Below are 22,887 nucleotides of genomic sequence, written 5' to 3'. Positions count from 1 at the left end.
CTCTCTGTAAAAGTCGAGCTTTTATATAAGTAAAGGTATTGTAGTATTAATGTTAATAAAACAATTGAAGGGATAATTAATGAGTAATTCAAAGCTACTAAATAAATTCTTAGTAATTTTTATATTTATAGATATATTATTACTGCCTAACTTTAAATATTTTGTTATGCCAATATCTTTGCCTTTAGTTTTGTGGGTAATTTTCACAAAAAGAGTAACCATTCAAAAGGATAGAGAGTTTTTATTATTTTTAATACTATCTATTTTGGTATTAGTGAGTGTATGCCTATCTTTTTTACAAGTACCTAATTACCTTGCAAACGGGTTGAATGTATGGTTAGAAAATATAAAAAGAGCATTTCAATTGATTACATCGTTTGCATACTATTTTCTAATTCGAGATTACTTAAATAAATATCCTGTTAAAATTAAAAATATTTTACTTTTGTTTGTTTTTTTCTATGTTATCTTAGGAATAATTTCAATGTTAAATATTGGGGTTTATTTTGGGATAAAAGAATTTTTAGGTATAAGGGATCCTTTTATGAATCCGTTTTTTGTTAATAATAATGATTATTTATTTAGATATAGTTACTTATTTATTGATCCTAATAATTCTGCATATTTATTTCAGATGGTTACTTTTTATTTACTTCTTAATGAAAAACTTAATATAACAGAGAAACTTTTAATTTTCCTAAGTATAATTTTCTCTCTTATATTAAGTATGAGTACTGGTGCCGTGCTATCATTAATAGTCTTTGTTTTTCTTTCTATAATCTTAAGAATCCGAGAATTACCTAAGATTAGAATTACGTATAAAAAATTAATAACAACAATAATAACCCCTTTTATACTGATAATAATATTTTATTTTGCGAAATTTCTTTTAGAAAATTACTTGAATCATATAGCGAATTATAGTATGGATAGAATGTTAGGAAATACAGACGGTGGTAGGTTAAATAAATATGGATATATGTTTGGGAATAGTATTCCAAATTTAATTGGGGAAGGTTATACATTAATTAGAGATAGTGTTATTTTTAGACCTCATAGTGACCAGTTAAGGTTTTTATACTCATATGGTATCGTTGCATATTTAATTGCAATCTGGTTCTTTTTTCGAGGATTGTTATTTAATGCAAAATATTTATTTTTAATACCTGCTTTTTTTGCGTTTTCTATTAATTCACTAATTGATGAACAAAAATTATTGATATCCTTATTAATATTATTAGCTTATTTAAAGACTATTCATTTAATAAAAAGGCAAAACAAGCAAGAAGGAGTGTAAAATGAATATTCCTATTATAGTAGTTGCATACAATAGAGATCTTTCTCTTAAAAGACTTTTAAATTCTCTGGCAAGGGCCGAGTATGGGAACCAAAAAGTTGATTTGATAATTAGTATTGATAAAAGTCAGAATGAAAAAGTCTCAGAAGTAGCTCGAGATTTCATTTGGAAATACGGAGAAAAAACAGTTATAGAGCATAAAGAGAATTTAGGCTTAAAAAAGCATGTTTTAAAATGTGGAGACTTTGCGATTGATAGGGACGCAATAATCATGCTTGAGGATGACTTGTATGTTTCAGAATCGTTTTATAAATTTGCTACTCAAGCTGTGAATTTTTATGAAGAAGATAATGATATTGCTGGAATTTCATTATATACATACAGAGTCACAGATTTTGCTGATCAAAGAACCTTTACTCCACTACAAGATCAAAATGATGTCTTTTTTATGAATGTCCCATCATCCTGGGGACAAATATGGACCAAAAACCAATGGAAATCTTTTAAAAAATGGTATGAGGAAAATAAATACGAATTAATAGATTATAGGAATCTGCTTCCTGAACAAGTGCTTAATTGGGGCGATTCTTCATGGAAAAAATTCTTCTATATGTATATTACTAGTGAAAAAAAATATATTGTTTATCCTAGAATTGCTTTAAGTACTAATATGGGTGAGAGTGGAACTCATAATGTTGTTAATTCAACCACTTATCAATCTTTATTAATGGGTGGCTTTACAAGAGACTATATTTTTGTAGATGTAAATGAATCGAAAACTAAGTATGATTCTTTTTTTGAAAGCGAGAATATAGTTTCTTTGTTAAACGATCAAGTTACTATAGATTATTACGGACTAAAACAAAAATTCATAAAAACAGGCTATTTACTTACTACTGCAAAACTTAATTATAAAATTGTTAGAAAATGGAGTTTGTCATTAGTGCCGTATGAATTAAATATAATTAATAATATCGAAGGAAATGATATATTTCTTTACGATCTTTCAAAAAAAACAGAGGGGAATAAAAAGGTTAAGAAAATCAGTACACAAACAATTAAGTATGAACTACCGGGAATTACGAAGAAGAAAGCTTTAAATATAACATACACAGAGTATTATGCCGCCTTTATAAGAAGAATGAACAAAATGTTAAAAAAATAAAATGTGTACTACCTAGTATTTAATTAGTATGTTCTAAAAATCTAATATGTAAACTAAATAAAGTTTAAAATAATTTATTATGAGGATTCAATCATAAATATGAAAAATGTGTATGCTTTTCTAAAGAGAAAAATATTTAGTAATGAGGTAGCATCTAAGACAATTAAAAATTCTAGTTGGTTAGTTAGTGATAAAATATTTACGATGTTAATTGGGTTATTTATTACCGCAATAATTGCCAGGTATTTTGGACCTGAAGATTTTGGACAGTTCAATTACGCTCTAGCATTTGTCTCATTATTTACAGCGCTATCTACATTAGGATTAGAGACATTAACTGTAAAAAAAATAATAGATAAAGATATTGATGAAGGCACCATTCTTTGCACGAGTCTTATTCTAAGAGTTACAGGTGGGCTAACATTAACAACTCTAGCTACAATGGTAATTATGCTTATTGAACCAAACAGCAAAAATCTTCACATGGTAGTCATAATTATGTCTTTAACCATGGTATTCAAATCTTGTGAAGTAATTGAGTATTGGTTACAAACGTATCAAAAAGCAAAAGTTTCTTCTATTATTCGAATGTCAGTATATATTATTATAGCGGCTTTAAAGATCGCGTTAGTTTTTTTCTCAGGGAATTTAATTCACTATGCTTTAATCTATTTATTAGATTCTATCCTAATCGGTTTTTCTCTAATAATAGCGTATTTTAGAATTAGAAAAAATAAATTTCCATGGCGATTTAGCTTAAAGTATACTAAAAGCATTTTATCCCAAAGTTGGTATTTAATACTATCAGGATTAATGATAACACTATATATGAGAATCGATCAGGTTATGTTAGGTTTTATGCTACCAAATAAAAGCGAAGCGGGTATTTATTCTGCAGCTGTTAGAGTAGCTGAAATGTGGTACTTTGTTCCTATGGCTATTATAACTTCGTTTAACCCTATAATTATGAGTAAGAAGAGAAATAATGAAAATAGTTTTCTTCATTCAATTCAACTTTTATTTACATTAGTAGCATGGGTATGTATAGGGTTTGGTTTATTAATTTTAATATTTTCTGAGATTATTATAAGTCTCTTATATGGACATGAATTTATTAAAGCATCAGGTATTTTAACTATCAGTGTTTGGGCTGGTACGTTTGCGTTGTTAGGTTCAGCGAGATCAACTTGGTTAATTAGTGAGGGCTTACAGAAATATACATTAGTCTTTACTTTTGCAGGTTGTATTACTAATATTACTTTAAATTATTGGTTAATACCCACTCATGGTGGTTTTGGAGCTGCTTGTGCAACTCTTATATCTCAAATCGTTGGAGTATTTATTATTCCTGTATTTTTTAATAAAACTAGAATGTCTACTATTATGATGATAAAAGCATTTAATATAAGGCGAGTATTCAATTATATTAAGCAATAATTGATTAAAGTAGCCAATTTTAATTAGAAATATGTGTGAGGGTGTGAAAGTAAATGAAAGTTTCTGTTGCTGGTACTGGTTATGTTGGTCTGGTTACTGCTGTATGTCTTGCTGAAAAGGGTAATAAAGTAACTTGTGTCGATATAGATGAACAAAAAATAAAATTATTAAATAGCGGTATATCTCCTATTTTTGAACCAGAACTTGAAGAATTAATGAGGAATAATAGGGATAGGATTAACTATGTAATTGATTATAAAGAAGCGTATAGTGATGCTGATGTAATAATTATTGCTGTAGGAACACCAGAAAAAAAAGATGGTTCTGCCAATCTTCAATATATCTATGAAGTTGCTAAAGAGGTGGCGAATACATTAATAAAAGATTGTGTTGTGGTAATTAAATCAACTGTACCTATAGGAACTAATGATAAGATTGAAAAATTAATAAAAGAAAATCTAAAATATGATGTTAATGTGGATGTAGTTTCAAATCCTGAATTTCTAGCACAAGGTACTGCTGTTAAGGATACCTTGCATGCGACAAGAATTGTTCTAGGAGTAGAGTCTGAAAATGCAGAGAAAATAATGAGGGAAGTTTATAGTGAATTTAATATTCCTTTTGTGATAGCTGATCGAAAAAGTGCAGAAATGATAAAATATGCAGCCAATGATTTTTTAGCATTAAAGATTTCATATATCAATGAAATTGCGAACTTATGTGAGATTGTCGGGGCCAATATCGAAGATGTTACTAAAGGAATGGGATTGGATCCGAGAATAGGGGAACAATTTTTAAATGCAGGTATTGGTTATGGGGGTTCTTGCTTTCCTAAAGATACAAAAGCGTTACATTGGCTAGCAAGGTATAATGATTATGAGATTAAAACAATCAAAGCAACAATAGAGGTAAATGAAAATCAAAAAATTAAATTGGTTAAGAAAGCTAGAAAGTATTTTAATAGTTTTAATGGACTTAATGTTGCAGTCCTTGGACTTACTTTTAAACCAGGAACAGATGATTTAAGAGAGGCACCATCTCTTGATAATATCCCTATACTCCTAAATGATGGGGCGAAAGTTAATGTCTGGGATCCAGTAGGGATGGAGAATTTCAAAAAAGTTTTCTCAAATAATGTTGCATATAGTGAGTCAATAGAAGAGGCTATAACTAATGCTGATTTATGTTTGATTTTTACTGAATGGCCGGAAATTAAAGATTTCGATATAGACAAATATAAAAAATTAATGAAAAGACCTTTGGTTATTGATGGAAGGAATTGTTATAGTATTAGAGACGCACAAAAATCGGGGATAATATATGATTCAATAGGTAGGAAAACAACAGAAAAAGAAATATTAATGAAAGTATAATTTTTTTTCACTGTATTAAAAAAAAGGTGATACAAAATTGCGCTAGCCCCATTTTTGGGACAATATAAAAAAATGCCTATGCTGTTAATAGGTGGTCCCGGCATCATTGTACCGGGGCCATTTTCTTTAGTCCACTTTGATAACGACATCCATTGTATTCTTCAATAACTTAATCAACTTCTTCCTCCATATCCGTTAAATTAGTACATAGTGTTTTATATTCTCCAAATCTTTAAAAGACAGGTAGGTAAAGTCTGTAAGCAGAGTATTCCCTACTCCTTCTGTATGAATTCACGATTAAGAAGGTTTGGACAATTAAGGTACTTTTGTTGCTTTAGTCAATTTCCGATACGGTTTTGGCCCTTCTGATTTTCCGTAGAGATTATATTTTGTCAACCGTCTAATTTTCTTATGATTCATTACTCCCGAGTAATCATTTTCCATAAACATGTTGATTTTGAGAGCCCTTATTTTTTCCTTTTACTGAGGAAGGTATTTTTGATTAATCAGATAGAACTTCTCAGATGCAGTTAGAATTATTTCTTATTCTACGCTTGCCTTTCTAACTCTTCCAGCTTTTTTAGGAAGTCACTTTCTGCTTCAAAGATTTTCGCTTCGGCCTTGGAAGAAGGGTGTCTTGTAGATTTAGTTTGTTATTTTTTTCCAGTGTAACTTCGACTCGTTACCAATAGCAATATAAGCTGCTCCTTTTTCCACTGCTACCTGACCCACAAAAGATGGTGATGAAGAAATACCTAACATGACTTCTTCATTGAAATTACGCCCTACTTCTACAATTTTTCCTAACTGAGTTACATAGAACAAAATAGTGTCAGAGAATTTGGAAAGAGTTGCATCTCGTCTATTTTTTAAAACAATACCATTAATTCCATCTTTCGAAGATTTTATATTTAATGCATGATTAGTTTGATAATTACTTAGCGTAAAATACTGCCCTTTACGTAAATTAGTGATATTTGTAATCGTTGTCGTTGCTGTTAAAAGCTCTCCAATCATTATTTCTCCATAACCTTGAGCATTCAACACCGCAGTATCTGTACCTATTCCAGTTATTCTTCCTCTAGTTGTTCCTTCTCTAGGATTGTTGTAGAAACCGTGTGAAGGAATTGATAATGCCCCAAAGGGCGTTCCAAAACCAGTTTGGTTAGGTCGATTATTTATAATATCTACACTAGAAACTAGACTAGAAGATATAAAATTAAAACCTTCACAATTAATAAATTGATTATAAAGCTGACCAGAGACGTTTGACTCAACGTTTGGTGTCGTATTGTCAAAAGACAATGATATACATTCACTAAACGTATTATTGTTTACACCCATTCCATCAAATATTACCTTATCTAGTCTAGTTTTATCTTCACTCGGAGAAAGTCTACATTTATTAAACTTGTTACCGTCCGCATTATCTGTTAAATAAATAGCATATTGATGATTTTCAAAGTAGCAGTTATCAAATATATTGTAATATGCTCCACCTAGATAAACACCTATACTATCATCAGGAGCATTACCTCCCACTTTATAAGGGAATGGTATATTTGATTCTATAATACAGTCGGAAAATGTATTATGCGTTGGATAGGAATCAGAACTAGTATGATTGACATAAACTCCGGCTTTTCTGTTTTCACGTATTCCTATTCCTTTGAAATTATTTACATTAGAAGCACCTCCATCTAAGTAAATTCCGTATTGATTAAATCTAATATAGGTACTTCCTTCAAAATTATTCTTAACTCCTTTTCTAATGTGAATGCCATATTTAAACCCCTGTATACGAACGTCACGTAATGTACAGTAGTATGAAGTATTCATCCGAACACCCGCTCCAATACTTGGAGGGATATAACCATCTTTTGGATATTCCTTATTTGGTCCTTGAATAACTAGACCTTCGATAATGTGAGCTGAATAGTTCTCATTATGGGAATTTAAAATGATACAATCTCGGTTATGTTTTGCGGAAATTATAGCTCCATCGTTTGAAAACAATCTTATTCTACTCCCTGTTAACGGGAGAATCAAAGGAGAATACATGTTGTATGTTGTATTTCCTGGAAATTTTATACTACCAGTGCTACCAATAGATTTTAATGCTGCTTGGAATGCAGGAAACCAATCATCCTCAACCTTTTTATTCTCGTAATCCGTAATACTTACTTCATTTTTCTTTGATAAACTTGTGATATTCTTAGAATTATCCGCCAATTGTTCATTTAACGCTTTGATTTTTTCACCAATCAACTTTCCATCCTTACTGCTTACTATGGTAGGATCAACTTTTTCTAATAACATATTTTCACCTTCCTTTTTTATTGTATAGCCAAAAAGGAAAGCAAAAATAAATATTACAAAATTCCGTAACAGGTTTCTACGATTCAACGAATACCCCTCCTAATACATTCACTTCTATACATCTTTTATTCATTATCCATTATTCATTATATATCATGAATTGAATGTATTTGCGTAGGATTTTAAAGTATACTATATAAATTAACATTATTATAAAGGGTGGGAACAATTTTTTAGACTAAACCAGTAAATTTTGATAATGTCCCTCTTGAAAAAACAAGTATATATTTTGGGAAATGGTTTCTGTTAATTATTGAGTATATATATTTAATTAATTTTTTTAAAGAGGAATGTGCATTTAAAGTAAATCGGTATGTTTAACTTTGATTCCTGCTCATATATATTTAGAAGGAATCATAGGGTAGTTTTAAAAAAAATAAGTGAAAGAAATATAGAAGGAGAAGATAATGTATAATAATTACATTCTTGATTTGTCAAGTCTACCCAAGGAATTAAGGTTATTACTGGAGATTATGAAGACGGATGAACATAATATTATAGGCTCAGTAAAAAAAGAACTATATGTAGACATCGACTGGGAAGTATTTCTACAATTAGCTAGGCATCATCGCGTTTACCCATTAGTTTATTCTAAACTGAAAAATACTCATGATAATCAAATACCTCCGCATGTTATTCAAACCTTATACAAAGAATACAAAAAAAATACATTCCAAATGCTTCACTTAAGCGGAGAAATGGAACAAGTGAGTGAAATTTTTAATAAAAATAGTATTCGTATTCTTTTTTTAAAGGGCCCAATTATTGCTCAGGAACTCTATGGAGATATTTCCCTTCGGACATCAAAGGATATAGATATATTAATCTCAATGACTGATATTAAAAAAGCTGAGAAAATTCTTTTAAATTGTGGGTATGAGAAAGAGGAAAGTCCCAATATTCTTAACGAGTGGAAATGGAGAACTCACCATATTTCATATTATCATTCACAAAAGCAAATTCAAATTGAAATTCATTGGAGACTAAATCCTTTTCCATCAAAGGAACCAAGCTTTGAAAAGTTATGGGAAAGGAAAAGGACTAGTAACCTTACAACATATCCAGTTTATCTTTTGGGAGAAGAGGATTTATTTTTATATCTTATTACTCATGGTGCCCGGCACGGTTGGTTTCGTCTTCGTTGGTTGATAGATATAGATCAAATGGTTTTAAAAGGTCTAAGGGAGAAACAAATAATCTCATCGTTGAAAAAATATAAATATCACCGTATAGTAGGACAAGCGCTTATTTTAACTTCTCAACTATTAAATACTCCCGTAAACTCAGAGCTGAAAAAATTAACAATAGACAACTATTCGGAAAAATTGGCACAAAAATCAATATTGTTCATAAGTGAAAAAAGTCAATTTGAATATCCGAAAGATTATATGGATTTATTAAAAACTAATTGGCAAAAATTCATTTCTTTGATTATGAGAATTTACCCCAGATATATAGATGCTAATACTTTAAAATTGCCTTTGCCCTTACATTTTTTATATTTCCCATTACGTCCTTTTTTATGGGTCTGGAGAAAGACGAGGAAATCTACTTGAGGGTGTAAATAAATAAAGAAAAATGTAATTTTTTTAAAAAAATTACATAATCCTCATAAAAATTAACACTTAGCATTGCAGCCATTTAGAATATTAGAATTAAACAGCTTTATTGCTGTTGACTCCTATTTGTTTTTAAGACTTTCTACAGCTAACTATATGTGTTATATACTATATGTAATAATTAATTAAAAGAAAACGATATTGTAATTTCTCTGTGGGGAAATCAACTTTATCAATTCCTTCAAGGCCTTGACCATTAAGGGAAGGAGATTAATGAACCTCATTTAATTAAATGAAGTGAGAGTAAATTTATGTAAGATAATTTAACTACAGGAATACCAAGATCCCCCTATAGTAGACAGAAAAAAGTAATACAATTAATCTTCTACTATAGGGGGATTTTTCTTATAGGTAAACTAAGAAAGACATATGATAAAACTTCAAAGGAATACCTAATGAAACCGGTTCTAACCTGAAATTCAATGGTAAAAATATAACTATTCTCCATTAAATACTTCTATGAAATTGGTGCCTATTAGATTAGTAAGCAAGATGATTTGAACTAATGCTTGATCCGGTCAATTGAGCAAGAAGAAAAACATGAGTTCTCCTTCATAGCGATCAGGAATTCTAGTATACATCCGGTCAGTATAATTTGTTGCTTAAGTTTCACGGAAAGAAAGCTAGTACGTCCAGTAAGGCAAATTGTTTTGACAACGTCTGTATGGAGAGCTGTTTCAGTCATTTTAAGACAACTGCTACTGACAGAAATAATTCAAGCTGTTTGGAATTATCCATTTTAATAACGATGAACGGTTCCAAGAAAACCGAAATAACCTGTGTCCCGATAAATATAGGACCCAGGTTGCCTAGTTGCTTTTTAATTTCGTACTACTTGACAGGGGTACATCAAAAAAAGTTGGATGTTTGTTTATTTATATAATTTAAATGGGGGGGGCATTCAAGGCGTTCCTAACTTCTCATTAAAAACCATAATGTGATGGATATACATTTCCTATGTCTATACGAAAAGGAATCTTTATGACCTTGAATCTGTTTGGACTTAGATTCTACCCAACGCTATGAAGTTGGTCTATCAGCGAATTGATCTTGACAAATTTTTCAGGAAGTGAACAATAATCAACTTAAAAACATTCAAGCGATGTATTTATTTCGGAATAAGATATGACAAAAATCGATAGTAATAATAGATATATATAGTTCAAAATTATAAAATATTGAACCCGTATTTAAATTATAAGTGAAAAAATATTTATTGACATTGGCATAAATAGATGGTAATTTTAGCATGAGTAATTCGTTATAAAGAACAGAAAATTCGCATTAAAAAACAATTAGGAAGTTTATTAATAGGTAGCCAATAGTAGACATATGAAAACAAAAAATAATAAGTAAGAAACAACGCTTAATAAGTACTGAATTTTCATATTTTAAATTTAATGAATTAACTAAACATTTGGGTTTATTTACAATAATGATATTTCTACTAAAAGAGAGAAGTTATAAGTCAAATCAAGTTGCTATTTTTACTGGTATTTAGAAAGGATGAAATTAAATGCCTCTATTACTAATGAAAGAAATATGGACACCTTTAAAATTAATTGGCGTTAAATTTTTTAAGTCAGATGATAGTAGTATTTTCATTAAAGTTTTTAATCAACATCGAAGGAAGATAATGTGATTATCTACCTTAACAAAACAATCAGGGGGAAAATATGAGTGCTATAGCCGGTATTTATCATTTTAATGAAGAGCCTATGAATCTTCAACATTGCCATAATTTGATGACGGCTTTACAAAAGTACCCTGCTGATTCTATTCAAATGTGGCATTCAGAAAAGGTTTTTCTCGGTTGTCATGCTCAATGGATCACGCCTGAATCTATTGGAGAGCAGCTCCCGTTTTATGATTTTGAAAGGCAATGTACCATTACTGCTGATGCCATTATTGATAATCGTGAAGAGTTATTCCAGAGGTTACAAGTTAGGCCTTCCAACCAAAAGGGCATGACGGATAGTGAACTGATTCTACTATCCTACTATAAGTGGGGTGAAGAGGTCCCCAAGTTCTTAATAGGAGATTTTGCTTTTATCATTTGGGACGAAAAGAAACAGAAGTTGTTTGGGGCAAGGGATTTTTCGGGAAGCAGAACGCTTTATTATCACCAAAACGATCAGAAATTTGCATTTTGCACGACTATGGAACCGCTTTTGTCATTACCTTTTGTTGAAAAAAAGTTGAACGAGCAGTGGCTTGCTGAGTATTTGGCGGTATCGGGAATGATTGATGCAGTAGATTCTTCATTAACGCCGTATACAACCATAAATCAGATACCACCATCACATAGCTTAACAATAGAGAACAATAGGCTAACTTTAAAACGATATTCCTATTTAACTCAAGTCGATAAGTTAAAACTTAAATCTACTGAAGATTACATAGAAGCATTTCAAGGTGTCTTCCAGGAAGCTGTTACATCTAGATTAAGGACACACCGAAAAGTTGGTGCCCAGTTGAGTGGTGGGTTGGATTCCGGGGCTGTTGTTGGCTTTGCGGTGAATAAATTGCAGCGGGAAAGCACTGAACTACATACATATAGTTATATTCCTCCCGAAGATTTTGGAGATTTTACTCCTAAATACTTATTGGCTGATGAGCGGCCTTTCATCAAATCGACGGTAGGACATGTTGGCGGCATTATTGATCATTATTGCGACTTTAAGGGGAAAGACTCCTATTCTGAAATGGAAGACTTTCTTGACATCATGGAGATGCCATATAAGTTTTTTGAAAATTCTTTCTGGTTGAAAGGGATGTTTGAAAAAGCGAATGAGGATGACATAGGTGTTTTACTTAATGGAGATAGGGGGAACTTTTCGATTTCCTGGGGATTCCCCTTAGAGTATTACTCGCTCCTATTAAAAAGATTAAAGTGGATTCGCCTTTATCAAGAGTTGGACCAATATAGGAAAAATGTTGGAGTATCTAGACGAAGTCAGATGCAAACTATTGTGAGGGTCGGATTTCCAGTTATTAATCGTATATTTCCGGAAGGTGCTCGATATAGGATTCCTTCCTTAATTAACCCTAGTTTTGCAGAAAGAACGGGCATTTATGACAAATTTAAAGAATTCGGCATGGATCAAACAGGCTGGTATTCGAATTCTGATATTTTTAATGAAAGAAAAAAGCACTTTGAAGATATATTTCAGTGGAATGCAGGTAATACGCTCTCAACAAAGCTCTCCTTACGATACAAGTTATGGAAGCGAGATCCAACTAATGATATCCGTGTAATTCGTTTTTGTTTGTCACTCCCGGAAAGTCAATATGTACAGAATGGGCTGGATCGTGCCCTGATTAGAAATGCTACAGTGAATGTCTTACCCGATAAAGTAAGGCTAAATCAACGGTACAGGGGTGTGCAAGGTGCTGATTGGGTACATCGAATGTTGCCAAAATGGGAAGCATTCACAGATGAGTTGCAGCAGCTTAGAACAGATAAAAAAGCATTAGAGTATCTAGATCTTCAAGCAATTAACAAAGCACTAATAAAGATTAATGAAGGGGCTAGGCCAGAATATGCAACTGATCCTGATTATAAGTTTTTAATGCGTAGTTTAATCGTATATCGATTTTTAAAAAAATTTGATTAAAGGAGGTGATTAGTATGAAAAAGGAATGGAAAAAACCTGAATTAGAAATTCTTGATGTTAATCAAACAATGCTTGGAACTGACGGCGAGTTTACAGATGCTGCATTTCCTAATGACACTCCTAAAGGCAAATTAACTTTTAGTTAAAGAAGAAGTTAATTTGTTTTAAAGCTTTTAGTGCCCTCAGCTCAGAAAGAATCATACATATTAAGTCGCAAAAAAATTGACCCCTAATTGTTGGTTAATAGGGGTCTCTCTATCTTAATATAATAGAAGTTGTTCTGCAATTTAGATCTATTGAACGAGTATGCAGATGAATTATTGATAAAGTGGTGATAATTATATGATCGGTATTAAAACAAGGACAGTTTATGAAGCGTATGGTTTAACCGTCTCAAGTGATATAGCGTTGCCTGAATTGCTTCATATTAATATAGTGGATGATAAAACGGATATTGCTATCGAAAAAGCTGATCTCCATGCATTATGGTCTGAGCATTCAGTTCCTGAAGATGATTTTGTCATTAAGAAAGACTGGATTATGTTCCATGTTTCCAAGACGGCCATTTACTTGATCCAAAGCGGTAATAGAATAGAATTTTGTCCAATTGATGCGGCACAAGAAGATGAGATTCGACTTTACATCCTCGGAACATGCATGGGTGCCATCTTGATGCAAAGAAAAATTCTCCCTATACATGGAAGTGCGGTAGCCATAGATGGAAAGGCATATGCGATCGTTGGTGATTCTGGTGCTGGAAAATCCACTCTTGCTTCCGCTTTTTTAAAAAGGGGCTATAAGCTCATGAGTGATGATGTCATACCAGTAACACTAAATGATGAAAATATACCCATTGTAACACCTTCGTATCCACAACAAAAATTATGGCTGGAAAGCTTAAATCATTTTGAAATGGATTCAAATAACTATCAGCCACTCATTGTAAGAGAAGATAAATTTGCTGTTCCGGTTAAAGATCAATTTATTACTGAACAACTCCCGCTTGCTGGTGTATTTGAGTTAATAAAGGGTGAAAATGCCGAAATAGAAATTAAGCCAATACCATCTCTTCAAAGATTTTATAAATTATATCATCATACATACCGCAATTTTTTTATCCAAAGGTCTGGATTGATGGACTGGCATTTCAACACTTCAGCCAAAATGATTAAGAAAATTGAGTTTTTCCAATTACGTAGACCAACGAATCGTTTCACGGCTCCGGACTTATCCGAAATAATTTTGCATGCATTAAAAAGGGAGGACAGTGTCCATGAATATTAATCAACTTGATACAAAAAATCTATATAGCCAAAGTCCAGGAAACATAGTAAGTGACATGGATGGGGAAAAAGTCATGTTAAGCGTTTCTAACGGTAAATATTATAATTTGGGTGAACTGGGCGGGGAAATTTGGGAGTTAATGAAGGAACCCATTACGATTCAAGAGTTAGTTACAACATTACAGTTACAATACAATGTCGACCAAACCGATTGTAATGAACATGTCACGGACTTTTTAAGTCAATTGCTGGAACAAGGTTTAGTCAGCATCCATTCCTAGTATCATGAATCTTTAGTCTAGGAGGCTAAAACAATGAATATCGTAAAGAAAGCTCAGACTTTTCTTCGATTAAATTTCAAGACAAAGCTGCTGTATATCGAAGCCTTTTTACATTTAGGCTGGGCCCGCTATCTTAAAAGCATTTCCTTTTCAAAAGTTGCCCCAACACTGGGTGAACAGATGAAAGAGTCATCATATGAATTGAATGCAGCGGATAAAGAGATTTTAGCAAATGTTTCGCGGGCTATAAAAATTATGAGCCGCTACACCGTATGGGAAAGCCAGTGTCTTGTAAAGGCAATGGCGGCTATGAAGATGTTGGAAAAACGAAAGATTGATAGCACTCTTTACTTAGGTACAGCCAAGGATGAGAATGGAGGGCTCATTGCACATGCTTGGCTGCGCAGTGGACCTTTTTATATAACCGGAGCTGAAGTGATGGATAGGTTCACTGTTGTTTCTAAGTTCTCTAAAAAGAACGAGATTAGGGATCTGAAAGAACAAGAATCTAGTTAACCTGAAAACAGTCTATTTGAACCCAATAAACCCCTCACCAGGAGTCCACGTGTCACCACCCCACCCATAATATCTTCTTTGTGAAAAATAATCTTAGAAAAGTGAATACCCGATACCTTTCCTTCCATTTTCGCGCTTTACCACCGGTAACATGGAGGAAAACTATCAATTAAGTCATGCTAATGGAGGATATGGTGATGAAGCATCTTTTACTTTTTACGAAACAAATACATGACTATTCGGGAAAAATATTATATATCAATCTTATTTGTATGATTTTAATAGGTTTTTTAGAAAGTGTAGGGATTTTCTTATTGATCCCATTGATTGGATTGACCGGTGTAATGGATATAAAAACGGATGAAGTTCCTTTCATAAGCTGGGTTAATGAGTTATTCTTGGGAATTCCGGAAACGCTAAGCCTTTTATTAATACTTGGAGTTTATGTGATATTAATGGTGGGACAAAGTGTATTTAAGCGGAATCAAACAATCTTGGGAGTGAAAATCCAACAAGGTTTTGTTAGAAAGTTAAGGGATGAGGCGTATGGAAGCCTGCTGCAAGTCAATTGGGGATTTTACTTGAAAAAGAGGAAATCCGATATTATCAACATCATGACAAATGAAACCTTCAATGTAAGTGCAGGGATAAATTTATTTTTACAGTTTATGTCCTCCCTTATATTTACTTTCATTCAAATCGGCATAGCTTTTTATTTATCTGTTCCAATGACGAGTTTTATAATAGCCTTTGGGTTCATTCTCATTTTTTCGTCCCGGAAATTTGTGAAAAAGTCTCAGTCTATTGGGAAGGAAACCTTTCAGCTAACACAAACCTATTTAGCGGGTATGACTGATCACCTTAATGGAATGAAAGATATCAAAAGTAATTCCCTAGAGGAATCTCATTTGAATTGGTTTCTGTCTTTAAGTGAGAGAATGGAAAAAAACAGAATCAAGTTAACGACTTTAAATACTACGTCCCAAATGATCTTCAAAATTGTATCTTCAGTTTTAATTGCCATTTTTGTGTTTTTTTCGATAAAGATGTTCATGGCCCAGCCAGCACAATTAATGCTGATCACGGTTATTTTTTCAAGGTTATGGCCAAGGTTTACTAGCATTCAATCGAATTTAGAGCAAATAGGATCTACGCTTCCGTCTTTTAAAGCACTGTCGGATTTACAAAATGAATGTAGAGCTGCAAGAGAGTTATATGAATCCGATTATAAAAATATCAAGCCTATTGATATTGAACAAGGGTTGGATTGCCGTAATGTTTATTTTAGTTATGATCAAAATGAAAACACTTATGCCCTTAAAAATATAAACATACACATACCATCTAACCGTATGACCGCTATAGTAGGACGATCAGGTGCCGGAAAAAGTACTTTAATTGATATATTAATGGGGTTGAATCACCCTAATCGGGGTGAAGTCAGAATAGATGATATTCCCCTTACTAATGACCGCTTATTATCGCTGCGGAGGTCCATAAGTTATATCCCGCAAGATCCGTTTCTCTTTAATGCAACAATAAGGGAAAATTTGCTGATCATTGACCCTGATGCAAGTGAGAAATCCATATGGGAGTCTTTGGAATTCGCTGCAGCTGCTGATTTTGTCAGTAAGCTTCCTCAAGGTCTGGATACACTCATCGGTGATCGAGGTGTCCGACTGTCAGGAGGGGAAAGGCAGCGTCTAGTGTTAGCCAGAGCGATTTTACGCAAACCGGCCATACTGGTAATGGATGAAGCGACAAGTGCATTGGATACCGAGAACGAAGCGAAGATTCAATCCGCTATTGAAAGATTAAAAGGAAAAATGACCATCATCGTCATAGCTCACCGATTATCGACGATTCGCAATGCCGATCAAGTACTGGTCATGGATCAGGGAGAAATCATTCAGGTCGGTGAATATAAACAGTTAGCTGGAGAAAAAAGAGGGATGTTTAGCAATTTATTAGGTATCCAAATGGAATCAAGTGTGTAAATATTTGTTCACGAACAGTCAGGTTACAGCCATAGTATGGTTTGTAATGCTGGCTTTTTTTCTTAGGGGAAATAAATTAAAACCGAATTAATATTTCGGAATACTATTTTTGTAAAATAGCAAGTTCGAGCTTATTATATCTATTATAAATGTATTTTTAATAAAAGAGTTGTAAAGAAAGCACATAATACCAATGTGTTAACATTGGAATGTCACTTTTTGATGAATGGTGTTGAAAAATGATAGAAAAAAACGAATAGTATTAAGAGCTATTAATACGTTTTTAAGTATAATTAACATTAATATAGTTTTAATTAAAGGAAAATTTTTTAGTGAATGATAGTTTATTTAGCACCATGGAAACAGGGATTCAAGAGATTTAAATTAATTTTAATCTTAGTTAATAATTAATGTGAAATATTCTTGAGAAAGGCAAACCTATTGAAAAGTAGGGACGCAAAATTACAGGTCTAAGGCTTTGCTAAGATGGCTGTGTTACCACAAATTAGGCGGATTTTGTCATGGAAGCAAACAATGAATTTGAAGAATGGGTTTCTTTAATGCTAGAGGCGAAAAATTCAGGCTTGTCCATTGAAGATGTGAAGGATTTTATCGTAGAAAATGGATCAAGAGAAAAACATTATATCATTTGGTAAGCAATATGTACCTTAGAGAAGGCTGTTATACAGTCTTCTTTTTTTGTTTTCATTACAGGAAATTACCGTAAAGGTATCTAGAATAAAGAGTATGGGGAACTTTATTCAGTGTACCGTTATGGCTGTCATTCTAAGGTTGGATAAAAATAATCATGAATTTTATTAAGTAGGCGCTTAATAAATTTGAATTTAAAATGAAACCTAGGCAGGTTTTAACATAAATAATCATAGAATTTAGTTAATGTACATAATGCGTTAGTTGTAACCTTCTACACATTTAGGGAATATAGCCTATAAAAAATACTTATTAATACTTAAATGTTATTAGTAATGAGCCGATACTACACTATAGAGATCAAGCAAAGGGACTTCGCAAAAGGCGATGTCAGATAGCTGCCATCAAACTAGAAGGAGATTATTTGATGACAAAGAACAAATTCATTACGTTCGAGGAAGTATATGAAAAGAAACAGAGAAGCAAGAAAATTTTTATTGGGACTTATATTACTATTATTTTAGTTTTGATTTCAGTAATGACTTATTTTATGGGGCAGTCATAATATGGGGATCGAAGGGGCTGAGGAATCGGTCCTTTTTTGTTTTTTTATCTACACATATTGGCTAGTGGGATTCATTCCTACTGAATATTTTAGAAAATGTTAATTTTCTGTGATTTTTCTGTATTATAGTAGATTCAGCTTGCCAGTCTCTACTATAATAAAAGAGCTATATTCCTTCTTTTGAAAAAAGATTAGGGACAACTTATGAAATGGTGGAGTGAAATTTGAAATGGATTTTTTTGATATTTTAAAAGACACTTTTGCAAAAGGTGAGTCTGGACAAGATGTTACTGTGAATGAAATGGTGGAGGAGATTAAGGAGAAATTAAGTGGGATCATTGAGGAACCTGAAAGAATATGATCCATAAATACCTCTTCCCCATTTTGCTCGTTTTATGGGCGATGGTCATCTTCTTTTTTTCCTCGCAGACATATGAGGATCAAAGCATCACCCCTTTTTTAGCGCAGTTCAATACGCCATATTGGTATGATAAGCTAAGTGGCATTTCATTTATATATGGAGGGGTTGAGGTAAGTGCCCATACAGCAGGAGTTAGTGGTTTTGTGGAGTTTTTCATTCGGAAGGGTGCCCATCTTTTTATCTTTTTTGTATTTGGATTATTGACGTATCGTGTTTGGTGCAGTTTTGTAAAGAATCCTGTTCTTTCGTTTTCAGGCGCTCTTATATGTGTCCTTTTTTATGCGAGTGCGGACGAACTTCATCAAAAACTAACCGGTGGCCGAACTCCCTTGTGGCAGGATATCATGCTGGACACGTTTGGCGGTTTGCTTGGAATCTTCTGTTTTCTTTTCTTGGATCGATGGAGAAGGCGTCATCGAACCTGAAGAACTCAGTTCTAATAATTTTAATTAAGGAGCATGTCTAACAACATGCTTCTTTTTTATGGTTTTCATTTATATATATAAATGAAAGATAACCTGTGAGGGTGATGAGGGTGATGAGACATAGTAAGATTCCAATAGGAGTTTTGACGATTATTCTCGTGGTGTTAATTGCAGGAGTGTGTATCATTTTTCTTTTTCCGAGCGGATCAAAAAGCGTGGTTGAAGATTTTTATGAGTATGAAAGTGAAGCAGAGTTCGGGAAATCCTGGGACTTGTTAAGTTCTGAAATGAAGCATCGGTTTCCGAATCGGGCAGATTATGTGCAAAATCGGTCACATGTATTTTTACAGCATATGGATGTGGAGTCCTTTCAGTATGATGTAGGCCGTTCTAAGAAAGTGAAGAACTGGAAGTTGGATAAGAGTGGAAGGCTGCATAAAACGGCCTATGAAGTTCCAGTTACACAGGTCTTCAATTCTCGCTATGGAATGTTTACTTTGGAACAAAATTGCTATGTCGTCAAAGAAAAAGGCGAATGGCGTTTGTTATGGGATTATCAGTTTGAATAGATTCCTCTCCTTTTTCAGGCTCAAGTTCGTTTTATTGAAAAGGGAGAGGTGATACTCTCATGTAATGCCGATTGGATTTACTTCTCATGAAACATATTTCATTCTTGAACGATCACTGATGGCTTTAAGAATGAACATTTTGTCCTGTGTGCTTAGCATAGCCCAGCTGCCTGCTTTGATTTTCATTTAAATACACTCCTTTTGTTTGGGTTTATTTATGATAGTTGATGAAAGTTGGTTGTGGAATTCCAGGTCCAAAGAATAATTGTGTCTAGTGATGAAAGGGGCAAGGGGAGATGGAATATTCAGCTCATATTTGATTATACCGTCTTTTAATGCCTAATAAACAACAAAAATTCCAACAAATCTCTACAATTGGTGTTCGTTTTTTGTCAGAATATTGGACGGGGAAAATGAAAAAGCTGTCAGGATGCGGGTCCGGACAGCTCTTTCATTTTTTCTTATTTAATGGATAATTGTTCTTTTAATTCGGATTGAACCTTTTCTTTTTCTTCATCCGACACAATATAATAGTAGATTCCGTCGATTTTCGTTCCGTTGCCGTTTATGGATGATTGGGTAATGCTTTTGCTTGCATCCCTGTAGTTCTTTTGGATGTCCATCATGTCATCAAACGTCAAATTAGTCTGGATATTATTACCGAGTGCATCGAAGACTTCATCGTATTTCGTCAGGGAGGAGAGGCTTGCGCCTTCCTTGATGACTGCTTCGATGATGGCACGTTGTCTGGATTGACGGCCAAAATCACCACTTGGATCATCATGTCTCATTCTTGAATAGGCAAGGGCTTCTTTCCCGTTAAGGTTCTGCGTTCCTTTTGCAAAATGAATGCCATCGGAGGTGAAGTCCAAATCGTTCTGAACGGTCACGCCGCCGACTGCGTCAACGATATCCTTGAAGCCTTCCATATTGATCTTCATATAATAGTCGATTGGGATATCAAGGAAGTTTTCAACGGTATCCATGGACATTTTCGCTCCGCCGAAGGCAAACGCATGGTTGATTTTATCCTGTGTACCATGACCGACGATCTCGGTCCGTGTATCACGCGGAATGCTTAGCATTTTGACCGATTTATTTTGTGGATTGACTGTCAAGACGATCATTGTATCTGAACGGCCTTTGTCGCCATCACGTTCATCGACACCAAGCATGAGCATAGAGAATGGCTCCTGATCTGATAGGGCAAGGTCTTTCGTTCGCTTATCTGTGGTACGATCTATTGGTGTATGCATCGTGTCAACGGTTTTTGTCAGATGATTCCATACGGAGTAGGCAAAAGCTCCCCCAGCTAATACGAACAGTAGGACAATTATCCCGACTACCTTCAGCCATGTCCGTTTCTTTTTCTTCTTTTTTTCATGTCTCATATTTTACTTCCTTCCTCATTTTGTAACCACTTCATCTATTATATTTAATTTCATAATAAAAGAATAGTATAATTTACTATTTTATAATACCTTTACCAAATTTTGGTTTGTTGTTTACTAGTGATTAGAACATAGATTCTAAAAGTTTAATGCAGTGACGGATTGAGAAATCTACACTTTTTTCGTTGCTTGTTGTGTAATTTGGCCTAGTGTTTATTTTTTTGTTTACATTCAGATATTTAGAGATTGCAAGTCTTTTTATAATCTGGATCTTACAGCCATTTATTATTTTCTCTTTGATTTGTTTAAATTATGAAGGGAAGATGCGATTGTGGATTTACAATTCCCAGTCTGCAGCGATGTTGTTTGGTCGTAAAATATTATGTCGGCGGTAAGTTTTGTCATTACCATGTTAATGATGTTTTTATGGGGAGTGTATCATGAGCTCTAAAGGATTCAGCGGCTTTTTGTGTCACTTCAGTGATGATATTTGGGCTGTACCGGCTTTTATGGTTCGTCGATGTAGCTTGTCTAAAGCCAAGTTTATGCTAGCGCACCGGTCGTATGATCGGACGAACCATTCTAAGGGTTGGGCGTTATGGTCCGGGAGGCGATTGTACGAAGCTCGCTGTCTTACATCGATTTTGTTAGGCAAATGGTTATCATGAGAACATCCTTGATGAAGTCATTCTGATTAAGGATGGCGAGATCATTCCAAAGGAAAATGTCGAGGGCCTTCTTCGCGAAAGTAGTGGGTAATCGGAGTTCGGTTGGCTTAGGGACATTAAAAGATTCCGAGGTTATTTTTTTGTTTGCAAGGAGAGAAGTTTTTCAATCTAATGAATTTGACCAGTCAAAATGGACTTTCTGAATTTTGCAAAACGGATGGAGTGTTACTTTAAAATGGGTGATTAGGAAAGTCCCTATTAGAAAGAAGGCGCATATATATGCAGTACGGATATCCCTAAAGAATAATGAATATTGGAGGCTATAGAATAAATGGAATATTCAACGGAAAGTTCAGCGTACGAAAGTGAATCAATGGAAAGTTCAGCGTACGAAAGTGAATCAACGGAGAGCTCTTCGTACGAGAGTGAATCAACGGAGAGTTCAGCGGACGAGGGTGAATCAACGGAAAGCTCTTCGTACGAGAGTGAATCAACGGAAAGTTCAGCGGACGAGGGTGAATCGACGGAAAGCTGATCAGGTTTAATAAATATTTAAATTAGAAGATTACTTTAAAGTGGGTAATAAGCCAAGTTCCTATTAGATATGCAGTACGGATATCCCTAAGGATAAAATATATTGGAGGTTTAAGAATAAATGGAATATTCAACGGAAAGTTCAGCGTACGAAAGTGAATCAACGGAAAGCTCATCATACGAGAGCGAATCAACGGAGAGCTCATCGAACGAGAGTGAATCAACGGAGAGTTCATCGAACGAGAGTGAATCAACGGAAAGCTCATCAGATGAAAGCAGTTCAACGGAAATTTTAGCAGATGAAGGGAATTCAAATGAAATCCTTTCCGAGGCCGCAGAGGAAACTGAAAATTCAACGGAGGAAGAGGAGGATAGGAGTCCTCGCCGTGTGAATGTATTTAAGAAAATGTGGCTGGAAAATATGATTAAAGCTTCGAAGGGTATTTATAAAGAAGAAGATTGACTACACAGGTACAGCAACTAAAAGTTGTTGTGCCTATATATGGGAAAGGGACATGCCGTTAGCAGCGGTAATTGACATATCGTGCGGATGAAACCTTAACAGATTGCGGACTAATTTCCGGGAAGGATTGGCGAAGCAAGGCGATTCAAAGGGAATTTAGCCTAAGAGTTCAAGGTCTCTCCGGAGCGTTTGGCTGACAGTTGTACATACTGCTTGTGGATGATTTGGACACAATG

General features: G+C 33.8%; 20 protein-coding genes and 1 riboswitch. Of the genes, 18 read left to right on the top strand and 2 right to left on the bottom strand.

Features of this window, described 5'->3' with window-relative positions; translation table 11 throughout:
- The first annotated feature begins 79 nt into the window (after positions 1-79).
- The 4 genes from N0M92_RS05580 (at position 80) to N0M92_RS05565 (ending at position 5,272) form a co-directional block, all read left to right on the top strand.
- A complete protein-coding gene (locus tag N0M92_RS05580; RefSeq protein WP_260284800.1) occupies positions 80-1,297 on the top strand; it encodes a hypothetical protein in 1,218 nt (405 codons plus the stop codon).
- A gap of 1 nt (position 1,298) precedes the next feature.
- Positions 1,299-2,462, top strand: coding sequence for a glycosyltransferase (locus tag N0M92_RS05575; RefSeq protein ID WP_260284799.1), 1,164 nt, complete (start codon positions 1,299-1,301; stop codon positions 2,460-2,462).
- Positions 2,463-2,561: 99 nt separating this feature from the next.
- Positions 2,562-3,899, top strand: a complete 1,338-nt coding sequence (locus N0M92_RS05570) for a flippase (RefSeq protein ID WP_260284798.1) — start codon at positions 2,562-2,564, stop codon at positions 3,897-3,899.
- A gap of 53 nt (positions 3,900-3,952) precedes the next feature.
- Positions 3,953-5,272: a UDP-glucose dehydrogenase family protein gene (locus tag N0M92_RS05565; protein ID WP_260284797.1), complete on the top strand. Its 1,320-nt coding sequence runs from the start codon at positions 3,953-3,955 to the stop codon at positions 5,270-5,272.
- A 645-nt stretch (positions 5,273-5,917) separates the two neighbouring features.
- Here N0M92_RS05565 and N0M92_RS05560 read toward each other — a convergent pair.
- Positions 5,918-7,678 (bottom strand): right-handed parallel beta-helix repeat-containing protein, encoded by a 1,761-nt coding sequence (locus N0M92_RS05560; protein ID WP_260284796.1) that lies wholly within the window; start codon positions 7,676-7,678, stop codon positions 5,918-5,920.
- 380 nt (positions 7,679-8,058) lie between these two features.
- Here N0M92_RS05560 and N0M92_RS05555 point away from each other — a divergent pair, with 380 nt between their 5' ends.
- From N0M92_RS05555 to N0M92_RS05500, 12 genes are all read left to right on the top strand, one after another.
- Entirely contained in the window at positions 8,059-9,207 is a 1,149-nt protein-coding gene (locus N0M92_RS05555) for a nucleotidyltransferase domain-containing protein (RefSeq protein WP_260284795.1), read from the top strand.
- A gap of 1,739 nt (positions 9,208-10,946) precedes the next feature.
- Positions 10,947-12,887 (top strand): lasso peptide isopeptide bond-forming cyclase, encoded by a 1,941-nt coding sequence (locus tag N0M92_RS05550; protein WP_260284794.1) that lies wholly within the window; start codon positions 10,947-10,949, stop codon positions 12,885-12,887.
- Between the two features lie 14 nt (positions 12,888-12,901).
- The gene (locus tag N0M92_RS05545; RefSeq protein ID WP_260284792.1) at positions 12,902-13,033 is read left to right on the top strand and encodes a paeninodin family lasso peptide; all 132 of its coding nucleotides are present in this window, start codon (positions 12,902-12,904) and stop codon (positions 13,031-13,033) included.
- Positions 13,034-13,229: 196 nt separating this feature from the next.
- On the top strand, positions 13,230-14,171 hold the full coding sequence (locus N0M92_RS05540; protein ID WP_260284791.1) for an HPr kinase/phosphorylase: 942 nt from the start codon (positions 13,230-13,232) through the stop codon (positions 14,169-14,171).
- Positions 14,155-14,451, top strand: coding sequence for a lasso peptide biosynthesis PqqD family chaperone (locus N0M92_RS05535; protein ID WP_397443807.1), 297 nt, complete (start codon positions 14,155-14,157; stop codon positions 14,449-14,451). Before N0M92_RS05540 ends, N0M92_RS05535 begins: the two co-directional genes overlap by 17 nt.
- A 33-nt stretch (positions 14,452-14,484) precedes the next feature.
- Complete coding sequence (locus N0M92_RS05530; RefSeq protein ID WP_260284787.1) at positions 14,485-14,967, top strand: lasso peptide biosynthesis B2 protein; 483 nt, start codon at positions 14,485-14,487, stop codon at positions 14,965-14,967.
- A 197-nt stretch (positions 14,968-15,164) separates the two neighbouring features.
- Positions 15,165-16,964, top strand: a complete 1,800-nt coding sequence (locus N0M92_RS05525) for an ABC transporter ATP-binding protein (protein ID WP_260284786.1) — start codon at positions 15,165-15,167, stop codon at positions 16,962-16,964.
- 421 nt (positions 16,965-17,385) lie between these two features.
- Positions 17,386-17,467: riboswitch (cyclic di-GMP riboswitch) on the top strand.
- Between the two features lie 18 nt (positions 17,468-17,485).
- On the top strand, positions 17,486-17,620 hold the full coding sequence (locus N0M92_RS05520) for an anti-repressor SinI family protein (RefSeq protein WP_260284785.1): 135 nt from the start codon (positions 17,486-17,488) through the stop codon (positions 17,618-17,620).
- A gap of 422 nt (positions 17,621-18,042) precedes the next feature.
- The gene (locus N0M92_RS05515) at positions 18,043-18,180 is read left to right on the top strand and encodes a hypothetical protein (RefSeq protein WP_260284783.1); all 138 of its coding nucleotides are present in this window, start codon (positions 18,043-18,045) and stop codon (positions 18,178-18,180) included.
- Between the two features lie 229 nt (positions 18,181-18,409).
- A complete protein-coding gene (locus N0M92_RS05510; protein ID WP_260284782.1) occupies positions 18,410-18,541 on the top strand; it encodes a hypothetical protein in 132 nt (43 codons plus the stop codon).
- The gene (locus N0M92_RS05505; protein WP_260284781.1) at positions 18,538-19,026 is read left to right on the top strand and encodes a VanZ family protein; all 489 of its coding nucleotides are present in this window, start codon (positions 18,538-18,540) and stop codon (positions 19,024-19,026) included. The genes N0M92_RS05510 and N0M92_RS05505 overlap by 4 nt, the downstream gene beginning before the upstream one ends.
- A gap of 113 nt (positions 19,027-19,139) precedes the next feature.
- Positions 19,140-19,595, top strand: coding sequence for a hypothetical protein (locus tag N0M92_RS05500; RefSeq protein ID WP_260284780.1), 456 nt, complete (start codon positions 19,140-19,142; stop codon positions 19,593-19,595).
- A 461-nt stretch (positions 19,596-20,056) separates the two neighbouring features.
- Here N0M92_RS05500 and tagU read toward each other — a convergent pair whose 3' ends face one another.
- Complete coding sequence (gene tagU, locus N0M92_RS05495; RefSeq protein ID WP_260284779.1) at positions 20,057-20,986, bottom strand: polyisoprenyl-teichoic acid--peptidoglycan teichoic acid transferase TagU; 930 nt, start codon at positions 20,984-20,986, stop codon at positions 20,057-20,059.
- 999 nt (positions 20,987-21,985) lie between these two features.
- Here tagU and N0M92_RS05490 point away from each other — a divergent pair.
- On the top strand, positions 21,986-22,189 hold the full coding sequence (locus N0M92_RS05490) for a hypothetical protein (RefSeq protein WP_260284778.1): 204 nt from the start codon (positions 21,986-21,988) through the stop codon (positions 22,187-22,189).
- A 120-nt stretch (positions 22,190-22,309) separates the two neighbouring features.
- Complete coding sequence (locus tag N0M92_RS05485; RefSeq protein WP_260284777.1) at positions 22,310-22,651, top strand: hypothetical protein; 342 nt, start codon at positions 22,310-22,312, stop codon at positions 22,649-22,651.
- Positions 22,652-22,887 lie beyond the last annotated feature (236 nt).

Origin of the sequence: Peribacillus aracenensis (genome assembly GCF_025175645.1) — a bacterium.
Classification (GTDB): Bacteria; Bacillota; Bacilli; order Bacillales; family DSM-1321; genus Peribacillus; species Peribacillus aracenensis.
Note: the sequence above shows the minus strand (reverse complement) of the source record. Positions and strands in the feature narration are given on the sequence as shown.